Here is a 25596-nt window from a genome sequence, read left to right as displayed (position 1 = left end):
ATGATTGGGTCATCATTTATCAGGATCTTAAACATGCAGCTCGCCAGAATCTCCAAGGGCTCTCTCGTCGAAACCGCCATAGAAAGCCTGCGCCAGGCCATTGAAAAAGGCCACTGGGCGATTGGCGAACGGCTGCCCGTTGAAGCGCAACTGTCGGAGTCCCTCGGCGTGAGCCGTAACACCGTTCGTGAAGCGGTCAGGGTCCTGGTGCATGTCGGCATGCTGGAGACACGTCAGGGGGATGGCACCTACGTTCGAGCCACAAAGGATGCAGGAGAAACCCTGCGGAGAATCAACCGGGCCCAGTTAAGAGACAAGCTCGAAGTACGGATCATGCTGGAAACCGAGGCTGCGAAGCTCGCTGCGGAACGCCGGGACGCCAAGGACCTGGAGAGAATGACGCTCGCCCTGGATGAGCGGGCGAAAGCCGGTGACGATGTTGAAAGCCGAATCCGTCACGATCATGCGTTTCATACAGCCCTGGTCGCAGCGTCACACAACCCTGCCCTGTCGGAGCTGTACGACTATTTTGCCAATTCGGTGGCACAGACCATTGAACTGACCGAGCTCGATTCAGGACTTCCTGAACCTTCCCAGGAGGATCATGAACTGCTACTCGCCGCGATCCGACGACAGGACTCCGTTAAGGCGGAAACTCTGTCGAGGGCGCTGCTCCAGCCGAGCCTTAAAGCCTTGGGGAAGAAGCATCCATGAAATTCAGGCTCGATACCTTCACGCTATTGCTGTTAGGTGCGATTGTCCTTGCCACGTTCCTGCCGGTGCGTGGTGATGCCGCCAACGCCCTGGCAACTGCAGGCACTGTGGCCGTGGCACTCCTGTTTTTCCTTCATGGCGCGGCGCTTTCACGTGAACAGATCGTAGCCGGGGCTACCCATTGGCGCCTGCACATCATCATTACCGCTTTCACCTTTGTTTTCTTTCCCCTCGTGGCATTACCCATCAATGAAATCAGTCGTTTTGCGCCTCAGTGGATGCCGCCTGATCTGGGGCTGGGATTCCTCTATCTGGGTGTGCTGCCGTCGGCCGTTTCTTCCTCGATTGCCTATACCGCCATGGCCAAGGGCAATGTGCCTGCCGCCATCTGCAGCGCTGCTGCATCCAATGTCTTTGGCATGATGCTGACACCATTTCTGCTGTTACTGTTGGTGAGCACGTCGGGCGACGGTGGCTTTTCGGTGGCGGAGGCGCTCAAAGACATTGTGCTACAACTGCTTCTTCCGTTTGCGGTTGGCCACGGCCTGCGCCCCTTGTTGGGTGGTTTCCTGGCTCGGAATGAAACGCTCACCTCCCGCTATGACCAGTGTGTGATCTGGCTGATCGTGTATTCCGCCTTTTCCCATTCGGTCGCGAGTGGCCTGTGGCAGAACCTGCCGTTGAAGGCGATTCTGCTGGCCATCGTGCTGTGCTTCGCGCTGCTGGGATTTTTTATGGTACTGGCGATGTTTGTGGTTCGCCGGCTTGGATTCAGCCTGGAGGACGAGGCCGCCGTGGTATTCTGCGGCTCAAAGAAGAGTCTGGCGTCCGGCCTGCCCATGGCCAAGGTGCTGTTCTCCGGGCACCCCGGGTTTGGCATGATCGTGCTGCCGATCATGTGCTACAACCAGATTCAGGTCATTGTGGGAGCCATGCTGGCTCAGGCGTATCGCCGCAGGATTGAGGCCGCGTCAGCCGCCGCCCCCCATACCACTGAATAAGGTAGCCAATACAGCCAGGCCGACGATCCAGCCGATGACCGCTGGCCAGAAGTTAACCATCTGGGGCGGCAGTTCTTCCTGCGGCTCTTGATCCCCCGCTGACTTTTCCGCCTCCATGTCGTCCTCGTCAGCGTCGTGGGCATGTGCATCCCGCAAGCTATACCAGTCGAACCACCCCGCCAGAAACTGCACAACCGGCGCCGGGAAGCTGCCGTTTTCCGCCATCGGCCGAACCTGAGGTTCCAGCGCGTCGGCAATTTCCTTGCGAACATGAGGCTGATCTGCAGGAGGCTCTCCAAGAATGGCTTTCCAGATCTGCGCGTCCTTGCTGCGACTTGAATCATTCAGCAAGGCTCGGACCTGGATAACCACCTCTCGTACCACCTGTCGTTCCGAGGCATCCAACTCCTGGTTCTCCTGCCTCACTGCCGCAGGGGGCTCAGCAACCTGAGGCTGTCTTTCATTACCGGCATCGGATGGACTGTTGTCCGTTTGCGGTTCCCCGCCCGTTGCTTCCTTGAAAGCCCGCCGCAGTCGTTCAAGCTCCTCACCGGAGGCGAACTTTTCCTGCCGCTCATAAGCCGCCCGGATACGGGCATGATCACCAGTGGGCTCGATACCCAATACTTCCCAACAATTCATAGAGTTGTAACTCATTCATCAGACTTTCATTAAATTTTAGAGAGACAAATGTAATCTGGTCACCTAGGATATGAAAAAAGCGTTCATCATAAAAAAATCCCACACTCGGCAAAGTATAAAACGACACTCATGTCCGTTACGACCTATCTCATTAAAATTCCGGGGCTTGTTCGTCCTGACACCTATCGCAATCGGCTGATGTCGGTGTTTGCGGGCACGTTCATCGCCGTTGTTCCGGTGGTAGCGGCGGTGGCGGAGGAAAACAACGAACAAACCTTCGAGCTGGCAGCGCTTGGCGATTCACCGGAAGCCTTTGAAATGGATTCCAGAATTCCAGAGGTGCTGACCACAACCCGCCTCAGGCAACCGAAGTCACGTGTGCCCGGCACAACCACCATCATCACCGGCGAAATGATCCGGGATCTAGGTATCATGAACCTGGTAGAGGTGTTTCGTCTGGTTCCTGGCATGACCGTCGCCGAAGTCGGGAGCAACAACCCGGTAACCAGCTACCACGGCACTGTACATTATGAGCAGCGTCGATTGCAGGTTCAGGTTGATGGCCGTACGTCATACCGCCCTAACCTGTCCGACATGGACTGGAATACCATGCCAGTACCGCTGGAACTGATAGAACGAATTGAGGTCAGCCGCGGCCCGAACAGCGCCGCGTATGGTATCAATGCCTTCCTCGGAACCATCAACATCATAACCCGCGCGCCTGAGGATACGGCTGGTGTTGAAGCTCGCGCTATTACAGGTTCCAGAGGCTATAAGCGGGTGTTTGGTTCTGCCGGTAATGCCTCTGGCGACTACAACTGGCGCCTGGCCTACGAGAAGCGTAAATCGGACGGCTTTGATGAGCAGGAAGACGATGACATCTACTACCCTTTTCATGATGGCTATGACATCAACACCTTTAACTACGACAGCAGTTTGTTCCTGAACAGCCAATACAGTTTGGACCTGCGCGGTGGTGTGGTGGATGGCGTTAACGAGGAGGACCAGATCAAGAACGGCAAGCTCGGCGCCGATGACCATCCTGATATCATCGTCGACGACTACTATCTGCAAACCCGCCTGAACGTGACGACCTCCGAAAGCCATTTCTATCATGTACAGGCCAGCTTCCAGAACTATGATCGACGGCAGCGCTGGAGCATATGCATCCCCGGGGATACTTTTGACAATATTCTTCAGGGAAACAGCTTTGATCTCGAGTCCTGTACGGCCAACGAAGTAGACCCTTTCAGGGCATACCTGAATGAAGACATCGAGGAATCCCGCCTGGAGTTCGAAATCCAGGATACCCTGTTGTTCAGTCGGGACCTGAAGCTGGTATCGGGTCTTGGTTATCGTAAGGATACCTATCGGTCTGAAACCTATTTCAATGGCCGCGGCAACAACTACCAGTCACAGGTTTTTGCGAACCTTGAGTACACACCTCTACGCTGGCTTACCCTGAATGCCGGCGGCAACTGGGAAAAAACCACCACCACGGATGAAGGCTACTTTTCACCAAGGGTGGCTGCCAACTTCATCCTGGCTAACAACCACACGCTCCGATTTGTTTACTCCGAGGCGGTACGCACACCAGATGCGTTCGAACAGAACCCGGACTGGTCCTATCGCCCCAGGAATGTTCAGCCACCATACGCCTTTCTTGAAGGACAACGATTCCTGGTCGAAAATCTGGTCGACCCAGCCACGTCGACGTATGGCAAAACACTTGAAGAAGAGCGCATAACCTCTCGGGAAATAAGCTATTTTGGCCAGTATTATCTGGATAGTTCCACCTTGTCACTGGAAGTTCGCTATTTCAACGACAAGCTTCGGGACATGATCAGCGGTATCATCAACGAAGAAGACTGGACCATCGACAACAATGTCGCGCTCGATCAGAAAGGCTTTGAGGTAGAGGCGTCACTGGACTTTCCCGGTACAAAACTGAGGATGAGCTATGCTTATCTGGATCAGGATGGCCGCTATACCGGCGCCAATGATCGCGATGCCGGCGACAAACAATACGCCATTGACCTGTTGGGGCGGTTGTCGGTCAGGCATTCAGGAAGTTTTGCGTGGATACAGGATCTGCCTTTCAACCTGACCTCGTCAGCGGCGTTCTATTTTGCGGATGAGTTCCGGCGCTCACATTTCGAACGTCTGGACCTGAGGCTGGCAAGGCACATTTTCAAAACCGGCTACAGCTATGAGTTTGCCGTTACCATGCAGCACTACCTGGACCGCGACGTGGATCTGAGTCCAGATAACGTCATCAAGGACCATAACCAGTTCTTCGCTGAAGTCGGCGTAAGATTCTAAAGGCACCACACGGACGATACCCGACCCTGGACGGTATGAAACCAACGTACAACACCAAAGTGGGGAATGAATCAGGCGGCCATGCCAGTCGGTGCGTCCTGGCCAGTGCCGTACTGTTCCTGCTTTTCGTGTTGTCCATGCCTTTGCAGCCTGTTTACGCGCAATCCTCTTCGGGGACCCAGGTGTACCTGGCCGGTTCCGAGAACTCCGCACTGAACCGCCGCATGCTCTCCCTTCTTAAGGAGGCCCTGGGTAGTGGTATCAACATTCGCTCCTTCAATAGCGGCCAGGCGTCTCAGGACAAAACCACACCCGTTATTACGCTCGGACCAGAAGCCTTTACCCGAGTCCGGCAAGGGAATCGTGACGTACCCATCCTGGCTCTGCTTGTGGATCAATCATTCATCAAAGGTTATGCAGAGCGCTCTGAAGGTTCGGTTTCCGGCATATTGTACAATCCCCCTTTAATCAGGCAGGCCGTCGCTGGACAGGAAATCCTGCCTCATGCCACCCGGGTGGCGATGCTTGCCCGCCCCGAGACCGTCGAAATCTACGAATCCCTGGTTGAAAAACTTCCAGCTTACGGGCTCCAGGCACGAGTATTTGTCGTCAGTTCCGACAACGACCTGATACCAACGCTCATTCACGCGCTGAACTACGGCGACTTTATTCTGGCCGCACCGGACAGTGGTATATACAACCCCCGAACCATCAAGCACATCTTGTTGACGGCCTATCGTCGTAACCGGATTGTCATCGGCCCGAGTCAGGCTTATGTCAAAGCGGGATCGCTGGCGTCTACCTATACCCCTTTAACCGAGATTGCCAAACTGGCAGCGAATTACATAGAACAATACCGCCGCGATGGTCAGTTTCCCCCGCCCGCCTATCCCGATGTCTTCAGGATTGAGCTCAACGACCAGGTTGCGCGTTCCCTGAACATTCCGCTGCCCGACCGTCAGGAGATCATCAACTCTATTAGCGAGCGGTTAGCCGGTTCTGAGGAGGCGTCTGATGAGTAAGCGTATGGGCAGGCCAGTCTCCCTCACGCGGAAGCTTCTGCTACTGGGTGCCGCACCAGCGATCGTCATGTTTATCGTATTGATGGTGTTCTTTACGTCTGCTCGGCTTGATGACGCCCGCAAGGACCTGGCTGACAGCAGTCAGATGCTGGCTGACAGCCTGGCGCCGGCGGTTGAATACGCCGTCGTTTCGGGGAACACGGCGTCCCTGGAACAGATACTGTCGCAATCGCTGCGGCGCAGCCGCGCCCAATGGATACGCGTCTCCAACGTGGTGGGCGAAGAGGTTGGCTTTGTGTCCACGGACGACCCGGGCAATATCAGTGCCGAGGAGACCTTCGACGTCTTCGAATCTGAGATACTGCAGCAACCGCTCGATCTGGGGGAGGATCGCCAGACCGAATGGTTTGAGCCCAACTACGGATTCGGGTCAGGAGCGCTTCGCGTCGGTACTGTTCAGGTGGGCGTCAACAAAGCCCAACTCGCAGCACGCCGGCAGGATATACTCTGGACATCACTGGCGGTTGGATTTTCACTGCTGCTGTTTACGCTACTAATCGTCAAACACTCTCTAAACAGTATCGTCTCACCGATCCATGGCCTGTCCCGCCGAGTTGCAAAACTGACCAATCGGGAATACGAGGAAGTTGAGGTCGGCCTTGCCGGCGCCACTCGCGAAACCCGGGAACTGGAGGAAAGCCTCAATGCTCTCTCCAGGCATCTGAGGAACCTTAAGGCATCCCGGGACGAAACCCTGGCTTCTTCTGAAAAAGCCCGGGAACGCGCGGAGATGGCGAATCGAGCCAAATCCGAATTTCTTGCCACCATGAGCCATGAGTTACGCACACCGCTCAATGGTGTTCTGGGAATGATCGAACTTGTGACCGACGAGGCTCTGAGTGCTCGGCAAAAGGACTATCTCCAAACGGCGCGGCAGTCCACTGAGGACTTGCTGACGGTCATCAATGACATCCTGGACTATTCCCATATTGACCGGGGTACGCTGGAACTGGATAACCGCGAGTTTGACCTGAAAGAACTCATCACCAACTGCACCGCCAGCTACCGTCATGTCGCCGAGCAGCAAGGTTTGGCGCTGTCCACCAAGTTTATCGGAGACTGGCCGGATCGCCTGCTTGTGCTGGGAGACTCACCACGCCTGCGCCAGATCCTGGCGGGTCTTATCGATAATGCCATCAAATTCACAGGCGACGGCTTCATCAAAGTACAGGCTAACTTTTTCTCTGTTGAGGATAACTGCCTGGTGCTCAACTGCACCGTCAGCGATTCCGGCTGTGGCATTCCTGTCGAACGGATTCACGACATCTTTAACTCATTTGAGCAACTCGATACGGGTGATTCACGCAGTTATGGTGGAACCGGCATGGGGCTTTCGCTGGTCCAGAGACTGGTTGAGCTGATGGGCGGTCACGTCAAAGTCGAGACCGACATTGGCAAAGGGTCGCAGTTCCGCTTCGAGCTGCCCTTTGAATTGGCAAACCGGGTCGATCATGTTGAGGCCGCAGATCAGGGCCCCATCAAAACCGGAGGCGAGCAAGCCCGTGCTCTTGTGGTGGAGGACAACATGGTGAACCAAAGGGTCGCCACTGCCCTGCTCCGGCGGCTGGGCTTTGAGACAGACGCTGCAGCCAATGGTGAGGAGGCACTGGAACTGGTTCGAACCAATCACTCCGGCTACGACGTTATCCTGATGGACTGCCAGATGCCGGTGATGGACGGCTATGAAACCACCCGCTGCATCCGGGAATGGGAAAAGAGCAACGGCCAGGGCGGAACTCCCATTATCGCACTGACAGCGGACGCCCTTCCGGGAACCGAGACCAGCTGTCGAGAGGCAGGCATGAACGATTACCTCGCCAAGCCGGTGAGAAAAGAAAACCTGAGAACAGTACTCAGCCGCTGGATACGGGTGTAACCAGCGGCTTTTAGCAAGATTACGCGACGGGCTCGCGCATGGTTACGAACTCTTCAGCGGAGGTCGGATGAATACCAATAGTGCTGTCGAACTGCGCTTTGGTCGCGCCAGCTTTCAGGGCAACCGCTATCCCCTGGGTTATTTCTCCGGCATCGGGCCCAACCATGTGAGCACCCAGCACCCGGTCAGTGTCAGCGTCCACCACCAGTTTCATCAGTGACCGCTCATCCCGCCCACTCAAGGTATGTTTCATCGGTTTAAACTCCGACCGGTAGATACGGAGCTTATGCCCGGCTTCCCTCGCCTCTGCTTCCGTCAGGCCGACCGTTCCGATATTGGGCTGGCAGAAGACCGCCGTAGGAATGCAGGTATAGTCCATCTCGCCCTGGCCGTCTCCGAACAGTCGCCGGGACAGTACCATGCCTTGGGCAAGCGCCACCGGCGTCAGTTGCGGGGTGCCGATAACATCGCCAAGAGCTGTAATCGAGGGTACGGCGGACTGAAAGTGATCGTCCACAACCACATGGCCCGAGGCACTGAGCTGAACCCCAAGCGCCTCAAGTCCCAGGCCGTCCACCAACGCACGGCGCCCGGTCGCCGCCATCACAAGACCGGTATTCAGCCGGGAGCCATCGGTCAGGTTGACGTTGTAGTGAGTGTCCTCGCTCTCGATGGATTCGATATTGACGCCAAAGCGCAGGTCCACGCCCTTTTTCCGCATTTCCTGAGCGGTAAACTCACGAACGTCGTCATCGAAGCCCCGAAGGAACAGATCACCGCGATAGAGAAGTGTTGTCTCGACGCCAAGCCCGGCAAGAATACCGGCAAACTCCACCGCTATGTAGCCACCGCCCCAGACCACTGCCTGCCTCGGCAGTTGCGGCAGATAGAACATCTCGTTCGAGGTAAGAACACATTCCTTGCCTGGCACATCCGGGACCACGGGCCAACTGCCGGTGGCAATAGTGATATGCTTCGCGGTATAGGACCGCTCTCCCACTACCACCGTGTGAGCATCGGTCAGTGTCGCGGTGCCTTCGATAACCGTAACGCCGGCATTGGCAAGCATGCGCCCATAGATACCGTTAAGACGTTCGATTTCGGCGTTTTTGTTGGCAACCAGCCTGGTCCAGTCAAAACTGACCTGATCTCCTGGCACGTTCCAGCCATAGCCCGCAGCGTCCTCGATGTCTTCACCCGCGTGGGAACCATAGACAAACAGTTTCTTGGGGACGCAGCCAACATTCACACAGGTTCCACCAAGATAGCGCGATTCCACCACAGCCACACGAGCGCCCTTGGCCGCGGACATGCGTGCCAGCCTGACACCACCGGAACCGGCACCCACAACAATAAGATCAAAATCCTGTCTGTCAGACACAGCGTCTCCTGTCTTTTTCGACAATCTGTTCGTTCAACCGGAGACCGCCGCCTGTTCGTCGGGGCGGACCTCACGGAATAGTATGTGATCCTCAAAGCTTCCCAGGCGAATGGTGCCAAGGCTCCGGAACCCTTCGGACTCGTAGAACGGAAGGTAGCGGCTGTTGCCTGTATCCAGGACAAGCCCGCTTCCCCGGGGATTTTCCGCACAGAGCTTCTCAACCGTGGATAACAGCAGTCGCCCATACCCCTTGTTCTGATAGTTCGGATTCACTCCCATCAATGGCAACTGGTGAGCCAGAGGCTGGGGTAGCATTTCCCGAATTTTCTCATGGTAATCCAGGTAACGACGGGTAGAGGCAAACCCGGCTGTCAGAACCATGCGAATGCGCCAGCTAAGCTGCTCCGCAAGGTTCAGCCGGAGCTCCGGCTCGCCAATGAAGGCAACGGCAACAAGTGTATCGTTCACCAGCACACCCACCGCATCCTGATTCAGACCAAAATAGAGATCAATCAGTTCCCGCACCGTGGCCCGCACGCGCTGCTGATAGCCAGGCCGACGATGATCAAACAGGTACTGGAACGTCGGTTCATCCCGGTACGCATGGACTAATATGGAAATCGCCTCATTTCGGGCACTTCCATCGAGTCGAACAATGACTGGCTCCTGGCTATTCTTGTTCTGTGTGCCGTCACTCATCACATGTTCTCCAGTGTCTGCCTCAAATCGTTAACGTCAGACGTACGGATACGATCCCTGGATCGTTCTGTCGGTCCATGGACGCTTGATCTATCTGAACACCGTGGCTAGTGTTCAGACGTTCCAACCAGTTGGCCACCTCGGTGAACGGTGCACCCTCGAGCCAGACGCGAATGGCGTTCTCACCACTGGGCTCGAAGCGCTGAAGCGAAAGGCCTGATTCGCTGGCACTGCGCGTCACCAGCGCCATAAGTGCTCTACCGTCTACCGGCGTATCAGAACCTGCGCCCCCCGAAGACGAGTTGGCACTGGACAGACGCTCCAATGACTGACGATTAGCCTCAAGCCACGCCAAGAGTTCAGTGGCACGCTCCCTAGACTCGACAGCTTCGTTGTGAAAACCCGTGGCAGGGCGCCAGACTCCGAAGTAGAGAATGCCGAGGAGAACGGCCACCGCAAGAACAGACAGAGCCTGCTGGTCCCTGCGAGGCAACTGGTCATACTGGGCGATGAGCTTTCCGACGGCTGGCTGCTCCTTGATCCTGTTTAACATGCCATTATCCTCCGGAAACCGTCAGACGCCCGCGGGCGCCATTGGATTCGTTAACCACCGAGCCGATCTTCGCTTCCAATCCGCGACTGGTCAGGCCATTTCTCAGGGTGCTGAGCTTGTCATAGCTGTCTGCACGCACATCGACCACAAGTTCCCCGCGATTCTGGCTGTAGTTCACCGAATTGAAGGTGACAGCGCGTGAATCGGGAATCTTCGAGTACTGTTCACCCGTGTACTTCATCAACGTGAGAAAACCGGCGTTTGGCCCTTCCGCCTGAAGTTGACGCAACTGCCCCTCAACAACCCGGCGCACGTTACCGGAATGGGTCCTGGCGTCTCCCGGGAAGGCCTCACGATAAACTGCCATCGCCTGCTCCCGGATATCATCGGCTTGCTGCTGGTAGTAGAATCCCATGCCGACTTCCACGCCAATCTGGATCACAAACCATACGCAGGCCACGGCAACCAGCGGTTTCCATGCGCCCAGCGCACTCGATTTGCCCGTGCGGATGCTGTAGGCCCCCTGGCACAGGTTGATCGGCTGGCAAAGGTGATGATGGTGGGAGTGTGCCAGCAGTTCCAGTGGCATCAGTTCCAGCGTTTCCTCGCGAACTACCAGGCGCCCTGACGATTTCAGCTCGCTCAGGTCCGCCTGCTGGTGCTCAAATTCCTGCTCAGTGCCGTAAACGGTCACCGGCACCTCGGCGACCACCTCATCAGACGGTGGAAGCGCCAGCGTCTGCGCAAACATCGCGAGATTTCGCGCATGAACACTGAGCCACTCCCCCTGATCACTGGAAAGCATGGCGGAATCGCCATCCAGGCACACCGACCAGCCGCCTTCAGTTAACGGCAGCAAGCTTGAATCCGGGTAGATCGCATCCAGCTTAAGATGATTCCAACCACTGAACATCACCACCCATTCGGCCATTTGCCCGTGGTCTATGGCCGCCACCCGAAAACCTTTCTCCGTGCGGTTACCCAGGGCCAGATGAACACTTTCGATGTCCTGGGCAACCTGCTCCTCAACCGCGTAAGGGAGCGCCTGATGAACAAATCGCGTTTGTTTGGCGGGAATGTCCGCTACGCAGAAGAGCGCCTCATCGCCGGGAATGAGACCCACCAACAGCACATTCTCGAGATCGTTCTGGGTCAGAGTCTGCTCGATGGTGTCTCGTGAATCCGCGGTTCCCCGGGCCTGGGCATCTCCACTGGCATCCACCAGCACCCAATTGTACAACTGGGCTTCCGGGTTGGCGTCGAGGTCCGCGAACGGTGGCCGTGGCCTGACGTAGAGGCGATATGACATTCTGAACAGTTTCCTTTTTCGAAACCCTCTGGGGGGTTATCGGTTCTTTTTGTAACGGTTTTCCGGCTCCGGACTTCCCTATTCCCCGGAGATCGTGAACGGTTCCTTGGTAATACGATTCTTTTGCCCGGTGTCACGAGACACGGTTTGCATCTCGCCTTCCGGGCTTCGATAAACCGTGCTGACCAGGTTGGCAACCCGGTTATCGTAGGTAATCCGCGATACTACTTCAAAAAAACGGGTTTGCAGACCGAGGCCCGTGGGTTTCATCCCCCTCCCCGCAAATTCATCTATTGCCAGGAAGTCCTGTACATTCTCGAAGCGCTCTTCTGTGCGTCTTTCCAGAATAGCGTCTGCCTGAGCCTGTGTCAGTTCCTCATGGAGAGACCTGAGCACTGGTGCCGTCGCAGTGTTGACGTTGATGCCCAACCCCGTCACCGGTAACGCCGTTACGTGTGGTCTCAGTGCCCGATAAGCTTCCTCGGTCATACCATCAATCATGCGAAGCTCGGAAACATCAACAAAGGGTTGATTGCCGGCCCGGTAGGCCGGATCCGCGGAAAGGTACTGACCGTCCTCGGCCCCATACGCGCTGACGGTCTGGTCGTTCGGGTCGATCCAATCCACCAGCGCATCGACATTGACAGTGGTGATTTCGAGCACCTGGAGCAAACGGGCGATTCGATCACGAACAATGGGGTCGACCTGCCCGTTGGCGCTTACCAGGTCGTTGAGGTTGATCCTGCCACCGAGATCATCAATCTGAACCTCCGCCACGCCGTTGTCGTCCAGCGGGAGGATGGCGGCATTCTTTGCCCAGAATTCGTCCAGGCTGTCGACCATGAGGTTGTTCTCCTTGTCGTCCTCAAAGTCGCGCACCAGAATCTGGCGGGCAAAGGCTTCCGCACCCAGGGCCACGCTGTGCCCCTGCTGCTGGGCAAGGTAGTGGCTGGCTCGGAATACCCGCACGCTTTGCTGCTGGGTCATGCCTGTTGCCAGCATGACCACCAGCGCCATGGCGAGGAGCACCATAATCAGTGCAACGCCACTCTGGCGACCACCGTGCCTACCAATGAATGGATGTTTAGCCACCCGTCACTCCTGTCCCCGATGAGTCCTGGCCAGGGTTTGGGTTTGGATTCTGATCCTGTTGTTGATCATCGTCTTGATCGTCTGCGGCATCGTTGACGCTATTCACCACACCCTGGGCAACGTCGTTGTCAAAATCAGGAAGCGTGAAGGTTCTTACCAGCTCTCCAAAACGTTCATGCTCAATGGTGACCTCAATACCCAGCGGTAAGGGAATATCGGGGCGCGTACCCGGTGTCATATTGGCCATACTCTCTTCATCAGGCCATTCATCCCGCCAGTTTCGCTGATCATCGAGAAAACGAACCGTGAAATCGGTGACGTTCGAGAGCAGAAGAAGGTCCTGGCTGTTGTCTTCCTGCCCCCTGTCGACGGTTACCCAGTACCGCCGGCGCAATTCATCCCCGGTGTATTCCCAGCCCACCCGCTGCAGACTGCTGCGGCGGGTGCCCAGTGGGTTTCGCCAGCCCTGGCGGGTGAGAATCAATGAAAACTCTTCCTCACGGCTGGTCAGAGCAGGACGGAAATCGCCGTAAATGTCACGGGCGGACCGGTTCACCACCTGGGTAATGTCCCGCTCCAGCAAGAGCATGGTGCGTTGAATATTATCAAACTGTTCCGCGACTTCGTTGACCCGGTCCCTGGACGAGACCACACTGCCCAACACCTGCCATACCCCTAGGCCGATAACAGCGGTGATGGTAACCGCGATCAGCACTTCCATCAGGGTAAAGCCAGCTTGGGCGGAGGGACGCGACCTGTGTTGAGCAATGATCATGGAGGCCGGCATCAGTTCTCACCAATAAACGCAGACAGCGTGTGGATCGGGGCGGGCTCAGGTCTGTTGCCGCGATACTGAGCCACGGTCACCTCAACACGGAGAATGGACGGGTCTTCGGTGGCAAGGACAGCAGTGGTTACCTGCCATTGATAGGAGCCGTATTCGATGTCTTCCGAGTTCTCTGAAATAGAGGGCAGGTTTTCCTGAAGCCGGATTTCGTTGATGCGATTGTCCGCCACCCAGCCAGCCAGTGTTTTGTCCCGAATCCGCTCATAGCTGGAAATATACTGACTACCCACCTCAGCGGCTGCGGTGGCAATCAGGCCGAAAACCAGCAGAGCCACCAAGACCTCAATCAGTGTGAAACCGCGCTGGCCCTTCATTCTTCCTCGACCTCCTCGCTTCCGGGATGGCGCCATTCCAAGGGAGAAACGCCATCAGACGCAATGGTATGCATCCGGGAATCATCGCGGCCAACAAGGAACTCAATCTCAAAGGGCGTGGTTTCACCGCTGGAGAAAAACACCACATCCGGCCTCAGTTCATCTTCGTCAGACGCCAGGCGTGGGGTATCGCTTTCGATGTATTCAGTCGCCGTGATCCATTCCGGAAAACTCCGTGTCCGGAACATCCGCTCGGCTGGCTGTTTCCATTCGCCACTCAACTCTTCCCAGGCGACGAAACGATAGCTGTCTTCCTCGAGGATCAGGCCCAGTTCAGTATTGTTCAGTATCGCCTGCTCCGAGGCGGTCTGCATCAGCAGGTAGAGCTCGCGTACTTCATTTTCCATCTCGCGATCACGCGAGCTACCACCCATCGACATAACCGCAAGCGCCGCGAGCAGCCCAACCACCACCAGGACAACGAGTATTTCGATCAGTGTGAAGCCCGACTGTCGCGTCCTGGAGAGCACTATCAGTCCCTGACCTTCCATACGCTGATGTCGGCGTTATCACCGTCACCGCCCTCTCGGCCATCGGCACCGTACGAGTAGAGATCATAAGGGCCTTCCGTGCCTGGGTTTACATACTGGTATGGCGCACCCCAGGGATCTTCGGGAACGCTGTTCAGGTACCCTTCCGGATTCCAGTTCCGCGGCTCGGGGCTGCCACTGGGCTTGGACACCAGTGCCTCAAGGCCCTGCTGGGTTGACGGGTAATGGCTGTTATCAAGGCGGTAGAGGTCCAACGCGTTAGCGATGTTGCTCATCTGGGTTTCGGCGACGGTCACGCGGGCCTGGTCACTTCGCCCCATGATGTTGGGAGCCACAATGGCTACCAGCAAGCCCAGAATAACCATGACCACCATGATTTCGATCAGGGTAAAACCCCGTTGTGCCATTTGATGTTTCATTGTTTCGCTCTTCATCTGTCCCTATCTCTGGGTTTGGAAATGGGGTTGGCCTGCCGGTCCTGGCCTAACCAACCAGGTTGCTCATATTCAGGATCGGAAGCATGATTGCCAGCACGATAATCAACACAACCACGCCCATCAACAGCAGCATCATCGGCTCGAACAGGCCCACGATGGCGGCAATCTTGGATTGCAGGGTGTTCTCCTGCATCGTCGCAGTCCGCTCCAGCATGCTGTCCAGCTCGCCGCTGGCTTCACCGCTGGCGATCATGTGCAGCATCATCGGTGGAAAGTACCCCGTCTGGTCCAGCGAGCGATGAAGGGAACCGCCTTCACTCACCTTTCTTGCTGCATCCCGCAGCTCCTGACGCAGGTGGTCATTTGAGAGCACCTCACCGGCAATACGCATGGCTTCCACCAACGGTACACCGCTGGTGGTCAGAATGCTCAGTGTACTGGCATAGCGTGCGGTGTTGACACCGCGAACCATGCCTGAAAACAGCGGCATGTTCAGCAGGCTTTTATGGAAGCGGAGCCGGAACGAGGGTTTCTTCAATGACCACCGGAAAACAACCAGTGCCATAATGATCAGTATCAGCAGATAGATACCGTAGTTGCCCAGAAAATCAGAGACTGCCAGCATGGCGGCCGTCAGCGCCGGAAGCTCCTGCCCCTGCTTTACAAACACCTCGATGATGTCCGGCACAACATAGGTCAACAGGAACACCACAATGGCAATGGCCACAACGCTGAGAATGATTGGGTAAATGGCCGCCAACTGGATTTTCTGACGGGCCTCCTGCCGGGCCTCGGTATAGTCCGCCAGCCGGTTGAGCACCAAATCCAGGTGCCCGGCGTGTTCACCCGCAGCCACGGTGGAGCGATAGAGCCGTGGAAATGCCCGTGGGAATTCACCCAGGCTGTCCGCCAGGCTGTACCCCTCCATGACCTTGGCGCGTATGGCAATCAGCATGCTGCGAATACGAGGCTTGGAAGACTGCTGGGCGGCCGCCGAAAGCGCCTGTTCAATGGGGATGCCGGACTGGATAAGCGTCGCCAACTGACGGGTCACCAGAGCCAGGTCCGCCGTTGCCAGGCTGCCCCGGCTGCTCAGTGGGTTGCTCCGGGCCTGTTTCTCCGAGGCCGGCTCCACCGCCAGGGGCGTCAGGCCCCGTTCACGTAATTGCTGGCGAACCGCCCTTGGTGCATCGGCCTCGACAACGCCCTGTTTCTGTTTGCCGCGACTGTCGAGTGCCTTGTAATCGAATGCTGGCATGGAGTTACCTGCTCCGGTGGGTCACGCGAAGGACCTCTTCAACCGTGGTCACCCCATCCAGGATTTTCTGGACGCCATCGGCATGGATGCTCGGGCCATGAAGTCTGGCTTCGTGTTCGAGATCCAGCTCCCCTGCCCGCTTATGGATCAATGAGCTTATCTCCTCGTTGACCTCGACCACCTCGTAGATACCAATACGGCCCCGATACCCCAACTGGTTGCAATGTTCGCAGCCCTTGGCGCGATGAATCGTCGGCGGATTGGCCGGGTCCTGCTGCAGGAATTCGCAATGCTCTTCGCTCGGTGTGTAGGGTTCACAACAGTCCTTGCAGAGCACGCGCACCAATCGCTGGGCCACGATGCCCACCAGACTGGAAGAAATCAGGAACGGCTCAATGCCCATGTCCATCAAGCGGGTAATTGCACCCACGGCGGTGTTGGTGTGGAGAGTCGACAACACCAGGTGACCGGTCAAACTGGCCTGAACAGCGATTTCCGCCGTTTCCAGGTCACGGATTTCACCGATCATGACCACATCCGGGTCCTGACGCAGAATGGCCCGGAGCCCACGGGCGAAGGTCATATCCACCTTGGTGTTGACCTGGGTCTGGCCGATACCAGGCAGGTTGTACTCGATCGGGTCCTCAACGGTCAGTATATTCCGGCTGCGATCGTTGATTTCCTGCAGCGACGCATACAATGTTGTGGATTTGCCGGAACCGGTGGGACCGGTTACCAGCAGGATGCCATAGGGCCGATAGATCAGCCGGCGCAGTATTTTAAGATCGCCTCCCGCCATACCAAGGGATTCCAGGCGAATGCTCCCGGCCTGCTTGTCCAGAAGACGCAATACCACCCGTTCACCGCTGGATGACGGCATGGTGGACACACGAATGTCGACTTCACGTCCGGCAACCCGCAGGGCGATACGACCATCCTGTGGCACCCGTTTCTCCGCGATGTCCAGCTTGGCCATAACCTTGATCCGCGACACCAGCAAGGGCGCCAGCGCTCGCTTGGGCTGTACCACTTCCCGCAGAACACCATCCACCCGGAAGCGAACCACAAGTCGCGTTTCGTAGGTTTCAATATGAACATCAGAGGCGCTGGTTTTGACCGCCTCGGTAAGAATGGCGTTGATAAGCCGAATGATCGGGGCGTCGTCTTCCTGCTCCAGCAGATCTTCGGTTTCGGGCACCGAATCCGCCAGCGACGCCAGGTCCATATCATCGCCAATACCTTCCACCATCTGCATGGCTTCGGCGGAATCATTCTGGTAAGCGGCGTTCAGCGCGGCGTCGAACCGGGCTGGATCAATGGGAGAAAACCTTGCACGCCCCCCGCTGATGCGGTTGGCTTCCGCCAGCGCTGAGTGACCCGCCCCGGGCCGTACCAGGATTACAGGGTCGCCATCGTCGTCACGGGTCAGAATCACACCGTTGCGTTTGGCGAACGTGAAAGGTAGACGGCCCAGCGGAGCATCCTGCGGCTGAAGTTCTGTGTCTGTGTCCACGGTCGTCCTCGTTTTGTTGCCGGGGCGGGAAGAAAAAAGTTCCGGAATCCCTTTCTATTCAATTAATTCAGAAAGGCTACCATAGGATATGGAACCGCTGAATAACTCTATACACTATACTGCCAATAAATCGTTGCAGTCTGATAACCTGTGAGCCTTTTGCCGGCCCACACCTGCTCTTTTCGGGACATTCAATGCTTTTTACCAGTTCAAGGTTACCACTGATACTCACCATCGTCGCAGGCATCGCCATGATCACTGTGACAGCGTGGCAGGGCGTTCGTTTCTGGCAGAATGAAACCAGTGCCGGCGACACCACTTCCACTGCTGACATGACAATGGCGGAAACCGACACCCGGAAGGTGCCAGAGGTAAACCTGGCCTCTTTTGCCTTGTTTGGAGAACCCGGTAAAGAGGCGCCCCAAACGGAACCCGATACTGAAAACCTGCCGGAAACCAATCTGCGGCTGTTTCTTCGCGGTGTGCTGGCCGCCTCGGGTGACTTTCCTGGTAGCGCGTTGATTGAAGACGACAAGCGAAACACCGAAGCCTATCTGGTGGGTGATGAGCTGCCTGGCAATGCGACCCTTCGTTCTGTTCGCCCCAATCGCATCATCATTGAGCGCAGCGGCAAACTCGAGAACCTCTATTTTCCCGAAGATGAAGACAGAACGGGGCTCTCCATGGCTTCCACGCAAACCTCCAACGAGCAGGAGGAACCCAGTGGCACGCAAATTCGTCCAACTGGTGTGGACAGACGATCTACCTCCACCACCACAGACACCAGCGACCAACGCCGCGAGGAAATCCGGCAGCGCCTGGAACAACTTCGCGAACGCCTGAGAACCAACAACTGAGGACAGCCATGGAGACGGCCGCATCGAATCCTCGCCGCAGCGGCTCCCTGCTTTCCATGCTACTCATGGTCATCACGTTAACGGTGGCCGCCTTCGAACTCAGCGAACGACTCATGACCTACGTGCGTTCGGAATTCGGCCAAGAGGCCCACGACCGGCTGGAAACCTGGCAAAACCTTCACGATATGGCTTCCCGGGCAGCGATCGACCGCCAGCTCCGGCTCGTGAATTCCTTCTTTAACCGGGTCCGGTTTGTCAGCGACATTGCCCACTGGGGTGAGGAAGACTACTGGGCGACGCCTGTTGAACTGCTGACCACCAATGGCGGAGATTGCGAGGACTTCTCCATCGCAAAATACCTCACCCTTAAATCCATGGGCGTTCCCGACGAGCAACTACGCATTGTCTACGTCAAGGCGCTGGAGCTGAACCAGGCGCACATGGTATTGGCGTGGTATCCAGAGCCCGACGCTGATCCATTGATCCTCGACAACCTTATCAACGAGATCAAACCCGCGTCCCAGAGGCAGGACCTGGAACCGGTCTACAGTTTTAACGGTGACGGTCTGTGGCTGAACCGTTCCAGTGGTGACTCCGAACGAATCGGGGAAGCGAGAAAACTGGAGCACTGGCAAAGCCTGAATGATCGCATGGTGGACAGCCTTCGCTAGACTCGCCGCTGTCGGCATAAGACACAAGACTTGTCGCCAGGCGACACTGCGTTAACAGCACCCGGCGGTACAATCTGCCCCACGAGTAATCAGACGTACACACATTTACCAACGAGGAACGGCCAACATGCGACGCTGGAACGGCTGGGGAGATGACCAGTTCAATCTTGAATTACCCAAAGAGGGGCAGCGGTTTCTTGACGAGCGCGTAGGGAGTGCCGTTCCACTGGCGGATGTATCTCTGGAACAGGTTTGTGCCCAGGTGCCAGACAGTAGGCTGCCGCCAAATCCGGCCTGTATCGGCGCGGCCGAAGACCGGGTGCGTCACGCCCGCGGGCAAAGCCTCGCCGACTGGCTAGCCATGCGCAGCGGCGACTTTGGCGTATTTCCCGATGGTGTTGCCTATCCGGAGTCGTCCCTGGATGTCCAGGCTCTGCTTCAGTATGCCGAAGAGAACGATGTTGCCCTCATCCCCTATGGCGGCGGCACCAGCGTGGCAGGCCACATCAACCCCGTGGACGGTGACCAGCCAGTGCTGACCGTTGATATGGGGCAGATGAATCGCCTGATAGACCTGGACAGGGAAAGCCAGATCGCCACCTTTGGGGCTGGCACCCCGGGCCCCTTGGTAGAGTCACAGTTACGGGCGCTGGGTTATACCCTGGGGCACTTTCCGCAGTCTTTCGAACTGTCCACCATTGGCGGCTGGGTCGCCAGCCGATCCAGTGGTCAGCAATCACTCCGTTACGGTCGTATTGAGCAGCTGTTTGCCGGGGGCCGCATCGAAACCCTGAAAGGCACGCTGGACATCCCCACGATTCCCGCCTCCAGTGCCGGCCCGGACATCCGCGAGATGATCCTGGGCTCCGAGGGTAGGATCGGCCTGATCACCGAAGTGAAAGTGCGCGTCACGCCCCTGCCTGCCCATGAAAGCTTCCATGTCATGTTCTTCCCTTCGTGGGACAAGGCTCGAACAGCCTGTCGCAAGCTGGTGCAGAACCGCACCCAGCTCTCGATGCTTCGCCTGAGCAACGCCACCGAAACCGAAACCCAGCTCGCCCTTGCGGGACACCCCGGAATGATTGGCCTACTGGAGTCCTATCTGGGTCTTCGGGGCGCAAAAGACGGCAAATGCATGATGACGTTTGGCCTCACAGGCAGCACACGCCAATGCCGGAACGCCCTCAAGGAAACCCGGGAACTCTGCCGCGAGTTTGGTGGGATCTACACCGGTAAAAAACTGGGCGACAAATGGGCCGCCAAACGCTTCACCATGCCCTACCTGCGAGAAGCCCTCTGGAAACTCGGGTACGTCGTCGACACCCTGGAAACCGCCACCGACTGGGACAACGTCGACAAACTCTTAAACCAGATTGAAGAAAACCTACGTAACCAGCTGAATGAAAAGAAAGAGATGGTTCACGTTTTCACCCATCTTTCGCATTTTTATACCCAGGGCTGCAGCCTCTACACCACCTATGTGTTCCGGGTGGCCGACAGCTACGAGGAAACCCTGGCCCGCTGGAAAGCCCTGAAAACCAGCACATCGGACATTATCGTTAACAACCGGGGCACCATTAGCCATCAACATGGCGTTGGCAAGGATCACGCGCCCTTCCTGCCGGTCGAAAAAGGCGAGCTGGGCATGCTGGCCATCGGATCTCTTTGCCACACATTCGATCCGTCCGGCTTGATGAACCCACAAACACTGGTTCAGAAGTAATGCCACTAACGCGCGAACAGAAGCTTGCACAGCTGGCCCGTGGCGACGCCGCCTTCGATGTGGTTGTGATCGGCGGGGGCATCACCGGAGCGGGCATCGCTCGCGAAGCTGCCGGCAGCGGCTTGAGCACCTTACTGGTGGAACAACGGGACTTCTCCTGGGGGACCTCCAGTCGCTCTTCGAAAATGATCCACGGTGGCCTGCGCTACCTCGGCAGCGGGCACTTTCGCCTGACACGGGACGCGGTAAGGGAACGGGAGCGCCTGCTGGCAGAGGCGCCGGGGCTAATCGACCCCCTGCGTTTCGTAATGCCTCACTACCAGAAACAGTTCCCCGGCCCGAAGCTGTTCCAGCTGCTGCTGCGTCTGTACGACCGACTTGCAGGCAAGCCATCCAGACAGCGACTCAGCCCGGCAGAAACATTGCAGTGGGTGCCGGGCCTCTCCACCAACCATCTGACCGGTGCCAGCGGCTTCACCGATGCCGTTACCGACGATGCGCGTCTGGTGCAACGTGTACTCGAAGAAGCCGAGGCCGATGGCGCTATCTGCCTGAACTATATGGAGGCGCAGGCAGTTCTCCGCAACAGTGAGACCAACGCCGTCACAGGCGTTCACCTTCTGGACACCAGCGCGGATTCCCAAACGCCGGAAATGACCGTCTGCACCCCACTGGTTATTAACGCCACGGGTGCCTGGGCGGGCCAGCTGAAGCAGACCGACAGTACTAACACCCGAATACGTCCCCTGAGGGGAAGCCACCTGGTTGTTCCCTATTCGCGTCTTCCGGTGTCCTGTTCGGTGTCGCTGTTTCATCCGGAGGACCATCGGCCTGTATTTGCCTTCCCATGGCAAGGCACGACGGTGTTGGGGACCACGGACCTCGACCACACGGAGTCGATGTCCCGTGAGCCGGCCATCAATCGGGAGGAGCTCGACTACCTGCTGCAGATTTCTTCAAGGCTGTTTCCCGCCAGTGCCATCACCGAGCGTGACGTGATCGCAACCTGGGCGGGAGTGCGCCCCGTCGTCACCCAATCACCCGTGGTCACTCAAAATAAGGGAACGCGAAAACCCTCAAAGGAAAATCGGGAACATGTAATCTGGTCCGACAATGGTCTGGTCAGTGTCGCCGGTGGCAAGTTAACCACCTTCCGGTTGATTGCCCGGGAAGTACTCGAACGGGGGCAAATGCCGGGTTTTCATCTCAGAAACGATGCGCTGCCGGTATTTGCTTCGCCCCCCGACCTCGAACGTCCTGACGCCATCAGCCATCAGAACTGGCATCGTTTGCGGGGCTTCTACGGCCCTGCTCTGGCAGAGGTCCTGCGCGCCGGCGCTCATGAAACCGTTGCCGGCACCGACACCCTGTGGGCGGAGTTGGCCTGGGCGGCCGCCAATACCGGCGTGATCCACCTGGATGACCTGATGTTGCGCCGTACCCGGCTCGGTCTGGTGCTTCCAAAAGGCGGTGAAGAACTGCTCCCGGACATACATTGCCTGTGCAAACCCATCCTGGCCTGGGACGACACCACCTGGGAACGGGAAGAGGCACGTTATCTGGAGCTCTGGCGATCTTGCTACTCGCTTCCGGCCACATTTCCGGCCAAACCGGAGGCCACTGGATGAACACGACCAAACCGCTCATCCTGGCCATCGACAACGGCACCCAGAGCGTGCGGGCCCTGCTGTTCGACACTCAGGGCAACCTCGTCGGCAAGGGCAAACAGGAGATTGAACCCTACTTCTCCGAGCAGCCGGGCTGGGCGGAACAACATCCGGAGTACTTTTGGGAAAACCTCGGTAAAGCGTGCCAACTGCTCTGGAAAAACACCGATGCCTTGCCGGCGCAAGTGGCCGGGGTAACGCTGACCACCCAGCGTGGCACCGTTGTAAATCTGGACGAACATGGCAAGCCACTCCGGCCAGCCATCATCTGGCTCGACCAACGTCACGCCCGTGTTGAAGGGCCTGTGCCCGGTTTATGGGGCTGGTTGTTCAAACTGCTTCGTCTGGAATCCACCGTTGACCGCTTCCGAGAAAAAACCCAGGCCAACTGGATTGCCCAGAACCAACCCGAGATCTGGGCGGCCACCCGGCATTACCTGCTGCTATCGGGCTACCTGAACTACCGTCTGACAGGCCAGTTCAGAGACTCTGTGGGCAGCCAGGTGGGGTATATTCCGTTCGACTACAAACGCCACCAGTGGGCCGGCCAACGTGATTTCAAGTGGCTCACCATGCCCGTTCGCCGTGAGATGTTGCCGGAGCTGGTTAAGCCCGGCGATAAGATCGGCAACCTCACCGAAGACGCGACCAGGCACCTTGGCCTGCCGGCGCCACTGCCAGTGATTGCTGCGGCATCGGACAAGGCCTGCGAAATACTCGGCTCCGGCGGCCTGACACCAGAGGTCGGCTGCATGAGCTACGGCACTACCGCTACCATCAACACCACCAGCAAGCGTTACCTGGAACCGGTTCGCATGATGCCGCCCTATCCCTCCGCCCTCCCCGGTCACTTTTCCACCGAGGTGATGATCTACCGGGGCTTCTGGATGGTGAGTTGGTTCAAGCGCGAGTTCGGTCTGCGGGAACAGAAACTGGCGGAGCAGAAAGGCGTGGAGCCGGAAGCCCTGTTCGATGAACTGGTTCGGGCCGTTCCGGCCGGTTCCATGGGCTTAATGCTGCAACCCTACTGGTCACCCGGCGTGCGCCAGCCCGGGCCGGAAGCCAAGGGGTCCATCATCGGCTTTGGCGACGTCCACACCCGATCCCATATTTACCGCGCAATACTGGAAGGTTTGGCCTACGCCCTGCGCGAAGGCAAGGAACGGATCGAGAAACGCAGCGGCGTCCCCATCCGCAGGCTGAGAGTCGCCGGGGGTGGTTCCCAGAGTGACGCCGCCATGCAACTGACCGCCGATGTCTTCGGCCTGCCCGCAGAGCGGCCCCATACCTACGAAACCTCCGGGCTTGGTGCCGCTATCGACGCCGCCGTTGGCCTGGGGCTTCATCCGGATTTTGAAACGGCGGTGAACGCGATGACCCGAGTGGGTGATGTCTTCCATCCGCAGGCCGACACCCAGAAACTCTACGAGCGCCTGTATCGTGAGGTGTACCTGAAGATGTATCCCCAGCTTCAGCCGCTGTACCGTAAAATTCGGGATATTACGGGGTACCCCGATTAACACAGCAAACCCAACAATCTCTTGAATTTAGCCGTCACTCCGGTAAAACTCTGGATCAGTCACAACAACAATCACCCGGTTCCACCCCCAGAGCACAAAGGCAAGCCCGATGTCGGCCTTAGACTACCTTGTACCCTATGACTTCTCGCCGCTCACCATATTGAGTTTCGTGCTCGTTCTGGCGTTCTACGGGTACGGCCTGGTCAGGATGCCTGCTGACGACCGGCCTGGAAGCGGCCGGATACTGGTATTTGTGGTGGGCGTTATGCTTTGCTACGGCGTGATGCAAACCCGTTTCGATTACTACTCCCAGTACATGTTCTTCGTTCACCGGGGCCAGCATCTGATACTGCACCACCTGGGGCCGATCCTGATTGCCCTGTCCAATCCCCTTCCGGTGATGCGATTCCTCTACAGCCTGATCAATCCAGGCATACGGCGGGCATTAACACCGCTGGGATGGGTGTACCGTTTTCTCCAGCACCCGGCGATTGCCTCATTCCTGTTTGTGGGGCTCATCTACTTCTGGCTGTGGCCGCCAATCCACTTCGACGCCATGCTCAGCCGGGATCTGTATTGGGTGATGAACTGGAGCATGCTACTGGACGGCATGCTGTTCTGGTGGTTGATCTTTGACCCACGTTCACCCGTCATCAGCGACGCTCTGGGCTACGGCAAACGCATCCTTCTTCTGGCCCTGGTTGCCATCCCCCAGATGATTCTGGGCGCCACCATCGTGTTCTCAAGGGGCATGGTGTACGACGTGTACGAAGTCTGCGGTCGTGCCTGGCCAATGCCGCCAGAAACGGACCAGTTGCTGGGCGGATTGCTGACCTGGATTCCCCCGGCGATGATGAGCATTCTCGGCATTCTGATTATCCTTCGACGTGCCATGCGTGAAGATGGCAAGGTGTCGCCCTATAACGAAAAGCTGAAGGCCAGCCATTCATGAAAAACCGGTTCCTACCCTGCAGTCATAAAGCGATCTCTACCATGGCACTTTTGGCGTCCCTGGTGATGCTCGGTGGGTGCTTTGGCGACGATGAAAACTGGAATGGCAAAGACATCAGCGGCCTGATGCCGGAACTTGCCTTCGAGCTGACTGGCACCTCCGGCGACACGGTGACGGCCGAGCAAACCGACGGCAATATCCGGCTGCTGTTCTTCGGCTTCACCTCCTGCCCTGATATCTGCCCCGCCACACTCCAGAAGTTGTCCAGAGCGGTGAAAGATTTACCGGAAGCGTTGCGGACGGACACGCAGATTGTCTTTGTCAGCGTGGACCCGCAACGGGACACCCCCGAACGCATCGACAGCTACGTAAGCTTTTTCAGCGACCGGGCCATCGGCCTGACCGGCGAGGAACCAGCGCTCAGGGAACTCAGTAAGCGTTACCGCACCACCTTTGGTTACGACGAGCCAGATGCGGAAGGCAACTACAACGTCTCACACAGCGGCGCCGTGTATGTGTTCGACCGCGAAGGAAAGGCCCGTCTGTTGATCCGTCCAGAGCTGAGCGTGGAGGATATACGTACGGATCTGGTGGCGTTGGCTGAGGAAAGCTAAC

At 57.3% G+C, this 25596-nt stretch carries 24 protein-coding genes; 12 read left to right on the top strand and 12 right to left on the bottom strand.

The features are described from left to right. Positions 1 to 33: 33 nt before the first annotated feature. Positions 34 to 714 carry a FadR/GntR family transcriptional regulator gene (locus AAGD24_RS10215; RefSeq protein ID WP_036207141.1) on the top strand — a complete coding sequence of 227 codons (681 nt, stop codon included), beginning with the start codon at positions 34 to 36 and terminating at the stop codon, positions 712 to 714. Then, positions 711 to 1715, top strand: a complete 1005-nt coding sequence (locus AAGD24_RS10210) for a bile acid:sodium symporter family protein (RefSeq protein ID WP_036207138.1) — start codon at positions 711 to 713, stop codon at positions 1713 to 1715. Before AAGD24_RS10215 ends, AAGD24_RS10210 begins: the two co-directional genes overlap by 4 nt. Here AAGD24_RS10210 and AAGD24_RS10205 read toward each other — a convergent pair. Further along, on the bottom strand, positions 1686 to 2357 hold the full coding sequence (locus AAGD24_RS10205; RefSeq protein WP_075194817.1) for a molecular chaperone DnaJ: 672 nt from the start codon (positions 2355 to 2357) through the stop codon (positions 1686 to 1688). The genes AAGD24_RS10210 and AAGD24_RS10205 overlap by 30 nt on opposite strands. Before the next feature lie 129 nt (positions 2358 to 2486). On the opposite strand from AAGD24_RS10205, the gene AAGD24_RS10200 reads away from it, so the two are divergent. From AAGD24_RS10200 to AAGD24_RS10190, 3 genes are read left to right on the top strand one after another with little or no spacing between them, the layout of a single operon-like run. Beyond that, positions 2487 to 4679 (top strand): TonB-dependent receptor plug domain-containing protein, encoded by a 2193-nt coding sequence (locus tag AAGD24_RS10200; RefSeq protein WP_379864956.1) that lies wholly within the window; start codon positions 2487 to 2489, stop codon positions 4677 to 4679. Between the two features lie 35 nt (positions 4680 to 4714). Further along, positions 4715 to 5701 (top strand): ABC transporter substrate-binding protein, encoded by a 987-nt coding sequence (locus AAGD24_RS10195; RefSeq protein ID WP_151982124.1) that lies wholly within the window; start codon positions 4715 to 4717, stop codon positions 5699 to 5701. After that, positions 5694 to 7637 (top strand): ATP-binding protein, encoded by a 1944-nt coding sequence (locus tag AAGD24_RS10190; RefSeq protein ID WP_036207124.1) that lies wholly within the window; start codon positions 5694 to 5696, stop codon positions 7635 to 7637. Before AAGD24_RS10195 ends, AAGD24_RS10190 begins: the two co-directional genes overlap by 8 nt. A 19-nt stretch (positions 7638 to 7656) precedes the next feature. Here AAGD24_RS10190 and gorA read toward each other — a convergent pair whose 3' ends face one another. The 11 genes from gorA to gspE all read right to left on the bottom strand — a co-directional run bounded on the left by gorA (position 7657) and on the right by gspE (position 17591). After that, complete coding sequence (gene gorA, locus AAGD24_RS10185; RefSeq protein WP_379864953.1) at positions 7657 to 9018, bottom strand: glutathione-disulfide reductase; 1362 nt, start codon at positions 9016 to 9018, stop codon at positions 7657 to 7659. A 33-nt stretch (positions 9019 to 9051) separates the two neighbouring features. Next, a complete protein-coding gene (locus tag AAGD24_RS10180) occupies positions 9052 to 9717 on the bottom strand; it encodes a GNAT family N-acetyltransferase (RefSeq protein ID WP_041334903.1) in 666 nt (221 codons plus the stop codon). Between the two features lie 22 nt (positions 9718 to 9739). After that, positions 9740 to 10270 carry a type II secretion system protein GspM gene (gene gspM / locus AAGD24_RS10175; RefSeq protein ID WP_091643781.1) on the bottom strand — a complete coding sequence of 177 codons (531 nt, stop codon included), beginning with the start codon at positions 10268 to 10270 and terminating at the stop codon, positions 9740 to 9742. A 4-nt stretch (positions 10271 to 10274) separates the two neighbouring features. Next, positions 10275 to 11579, bottom strand: a complete 1305-nt coding sequence (gene gspL / locus AAGD24_RS10170; RefSeq protein WP_379864950.1) for a type II secretion system protein GspL — start codon at positions 11577 to 11579, stop codon at positions 10275 to 10277. A 78-nt stretch (positions 11580 to 11657) separates the two neighbouring features. Continuing rightward, complete coding sequence (gene gspK, locus AAGD24_RS10165; protein WP_164732127.1) at positions 11658 to 12671, bottom strand: type II secretion system minor pseudopilin GspK; 1014 nt, start codon at positions 12669 to 12671, stop codon at positions 11658 to 11660. After that, positions 12664 to 13458, bottom strand: a complete 795-nt coding sequence (gene gspJ, locus AAGD24_RS10160) for a type II secretion system minor pseudopilin GspJ (protein ID WP_273623291.1) — start codon at positions 13456 to 13458, stop codon at positions 12664 to 12666. Before gspJ ends, gspK begins: the two co-directional genes overlap by 8 nt. After that, positions 13458 to 13832: a type II secretion system minor pseudopilin GspI gene (gene gspI / locus AAGD24_RS10155; protein WP_036207111.1), complete on the bottom strand. Its 375-nt coding sequence runs from the start codon at positions 13830 to 13832 to the stop codon at positions 13458 to 13460. The genes gspJ and gspI overlap by 1 nt, the downstream gene beginning before the upstream one ends. Further along, positions 13829 to 14383 carry a type II secretion system minor pseudopilin GspH gene (gene gspH / locus AAGD24_RS10150; RefSeq protein WP_052479533.1) on the bottom strand — a complete coding sequence of 185 codons (555 nt, stop codon included), beginning with the start codon at positions 14381 to 14383 and terminating at the stop codon, positions 13829 to 13831. The genes gspI and gspH overlap by 4 nt, the downstream gene beginning before the upstream one ends. Beyond that, positions 14365 to 14802 (bottom strand): type II secretion system major pseudopilin GspG, encoded by a 438-nt coding sequence (gspG, locus tag AAGD24_RS10145; RefSeq protein WP_164732128.1) that lies wholly within the window; start codon positions 14800 to 14802, stop codon positions 14365 to 14367. The genes gspH and gspG overlap by 19 nt, the downstream gene beginning before the upstream one ends. Before the next feature lie 64 nt (positions 14803 to 14866). Continuing rightward, positions 14867 to 16078, bottom strand: coding sequence for a type II secretion system inner membrane protein GspF (gspF, locus tag AAGD24_RS10140; protein WP_036207105.1), 1212 nt, complete (start codon positions 16076 to 16078; stop codon positions 14867 to 14869). Between the two features lie 4 nt (positions 16079 to 16082). Then, positions 16083 to 17591 (bottom strand): type II secretion system ATPase GspE, encoded by a 1509-nt coding sequence (gene gspE / locus AAGD24_RS10135; RefSeq protein ID WP_036207103.1) that lies wholly within the window; start codon positions 17589 to 17591, stop codon positions 16083 to 16085. 194 nt (positions 17592 to 17785) lie between these two features. Here gspE and AAGD24_RS10130 point away from each other — a divergent pair, with 194 nt between their 5' ends. The 7 genes from AAGD24_RS10130 to AAGD24_RS10100 all read left to right on the top strand — a co-directional run bounded on the left by AAGD24_RS10130 (position 17786) and on the right by AAGD24_RS10100 (position 25595). Next, entirely contained in the window at positions 17786 to 18448 is a 663-nt protein-coding gene (locus AAGD24_RS10130; protein WP_036207101.1) for a type II secretion system protein N, read from the top strand. A gap of 8 nt (positions 18449 to 18456) precedes the next feature. Then, positions 18457 to 19119: a transglutaminase-like cysteine peptidase gene (locus AAGD24_RS10125; RefSeq protein WP_036207099.1), complete on the top strand. Its 663-nt coding sequence runs from the start codon at positions 18457 to 18459 to the stop codon at positions 19117 to 19119. Between the two features lie 127 nt (positions 19120 to 19246). Next, positions 19247 to 20842, top strand: a complete 1596-nt coding sequence (locus AAGD24_RS10120) for an FAD-binding oxidoreductase (protein WP_379864946.1) — start codon at positions 19247 to 19249, stop codon at positions 20840 to 20842. Beyond that, positions 20842 to 22470, top strand: coding sequence for a glycerol-3-phosphate dehydrogenase/oxidase (locus AAGD24_RS10115; protein ID WP_379864944.1), 1629 nt, complete (start codon positions 20842 to 20844; stop codon positions 22468 to 22470). The genes AAGD24_RS10120 and AAGD24_RS10115 overlap by 1 nt, the downstream gene beginning before the upstream one ends. After that, entirely contained in the window at positions 22467 to 24029 is a 1563-nt protein-coding gene (locus tag AAGD24_RS10110) for an FGGY-family carbohydrate kinase (protein WP_151982106.1), read from the top strand. Before AAGD24_RS10115 ends, AAGD24_RS10110 begins: the two co-directional genes overlap by 4 nt. 109 nt (positions 24030 to 24138) lie before the next feature. Continuing rightward, entirely contained in the window at positions 24139 to 24981 is an 843-nt protein-coding gene (locus AAGD24_RS10105; RefSeq protein ID WP_126812781.1) for a cytochrome c oxidase assembly protein, read from the top strand. Next, positions 24978 to 25595 (top strand): SCO family protein, encoded by a 618-nt coding sequence (locus AAGD24_RS10100; RefSeq protein WP_369810905.1) that lies wholly within the window; start codon positions 24978 to 24980, stop codon positions 25593 to 25595. The genes AAGD24_RS10105 and AAGD24_RS10100 overlap by 4 nt, the downstream gene beginning before the upstream one ends. Position 25596 lies beyond the last annotated feature (1 nt).

Origin of the sequence: Marinobacter sp. M5B (genome assembly GCF_042604615.1) — a bacterium.
GTDB lineage: Bacteria > Pseudomonadota > Gammaproteobacteria > Pseudomonadales > Oleiphilaceae > Marinobacter > Marinobacter salarius.
Note: the sequence above shows the minus strand (reverse complement) of the source record. Positions and strands in the feature narration are given on the sequence as shown.

What these genes read in the sequence shown, in the direction of transcription:
- AAGD24_RS10215 (WP_036207141.1), top strand. Translation starts at nt 34, where the DNA reads ATGCAGCTCGCCAGAATCTCCAAGGGCTCTCTCGTCGAAACCGCCATA.
- AAGD24_RS10210 (WP_036207138.1), top strand. Translation starts at nt 711, where the DNA reads ATGAAATTCAGGCTCGATACCTTCACGCTATTGCTGTTAGGTGCGATT.
- AAGD24_RS10205 (WP_075194817.1), bottom strand. Translation starts at nt 2,357, where the DNA reads ATGAATTGTTGGGAAGTATTGGGTATCGAGCCCACTGGTGATCATGCC.
- AAGD24_RS10200 (WP_379864956.1), top strand. Translation starts at nt 2,487, where the DNA reads ATGTCCGTTACGACCTATCTCATTAAAATTCCGGGGCTTGTTCGTCCT.
- AAGD24_RS10195 (WP_151982124.1), top strand. Translation starts at nt 4,715, where the DNA reads ATGAAACCAACGTACAACACCAAAGTGGGGAATGAATCAGGCGGCCAT.
- AAGD24_RS10190 (WP_036207124.1), top strand. Translation starts at nt 5,694, where the DNA reads ATGAGTAAGCGTATGGGCAGGCCAGTCTCCCTCACGCGGAAGCTTCTG.
- AAGD24_RS10180 (WP_041334903.1), bottom strand. Translation starts at nt 9,717, where the DNA reads ATGAGTGACGGCACACAGAACAAGAATAGCCAGGAGCCAGTCATTGTT.
- gspM (WP_091643781.1), bottom strand. Translation starts at nt 10,270, where the DNA reads ATGTTAAACAGGATCAAGGAGCAGCCAGCCGTCGGAAAGCTCATCGCC.
- gspL (WP_379864950.1), bottom strand. Translation starts at nt 11,579, where the DNA reads ATGTCATATCGCCTCTACGTCAGGCCACGGCCACCGTTCGCGGACCTC.
- gspJ (WP_273623291.1), bottom strand. Translation starts at nt 13,458, where the DNA reads ATGCCGGCCTCCATGATCATTGCTCAACACAGGTCGCGTCCCTCCGCC.
- gspI (WP_036207111.1), bottom strand. Translation starts at nt 13,832, where the DNA reads ATGAAGGGCCAGCGCGGTTTCACACTGATTGAGGTCTTGGTGGCTCTG.
- gspH (WP_052479533.1), bottom strand. Translation starts at nt 14,383, where the DNA reads ATGGAAGGTCAGGGACTGATAGTGCTCTCCAGGACGCGACAGTCGGGC.
- gspG (WP_164732128.1), bottom strand. Translation starts at nt 14,802, where the DNA reads ATGAAACATCAAATGGCACAACGGGGTTTTACCCTGATCGAAATCATG.
- gspF (WP_036207105.1), bottom strand. Translation starts at nt 16,078, where the DNA reads ATGCCAGCATTCGATTACAAGGCACTCGACAGTCGCGGCAAACAGAAA.
- AAGD24_RS10130 (WP_036207101.1), top strand. Translation starts at nt 17,786, where the DNA reads ATGCTTTTTACCAGTTCAAGGTTACCACTGATACTCACCATCGTCGCA.
- AAGD24_RS10125 (WP_036207099.1), top strand. Translation starts at nt 18,457, where the DNA reads ATGGAGACGGCCGCATCGAATCCTCGCCGCAGCGGCTCCCTGCTTTCC.
- AAGD24_RS10120 (WP_379864946.1), top strand. Translation starts at nt 19,247, where the DNA reads ATGCGACGCTGGAACGGCTGGGGAGATGACCAGTTCAATCTTGAATTA.
- AAGD24_RS10115 (WP_379864944.1), top strand. Translation starts at nt 20,842, where the DNA reads ATGCCACTAACGCGCGAACAGAAGCTTGCACAGCTGGCCCGTGGCGAC.
- AAGD24_RS10110 (WP_151982106.1), top strand. Translation starts at nt 22,467, where the DNA reads ATGAACACGACCAAACCGCTCATCCTGGCCATCGACAACGGCACCCAG.
- AAGD24_RS10105 (WP_126812781.1), top strand. Translation starts at nt 24,139, where the DNA reads ATGTCGGCCTTAGACTACCTTGTACCCTATGACTTCTCGCCGCTCACC.
- AAGD24_RS10100 (WP_369810905.1), top strand. Translation starts at nt 24,978, where the DNA reads ATGAAAAACCGGTTCCTACCCTGCAGTCATAAAGCGATCTCTACCATG.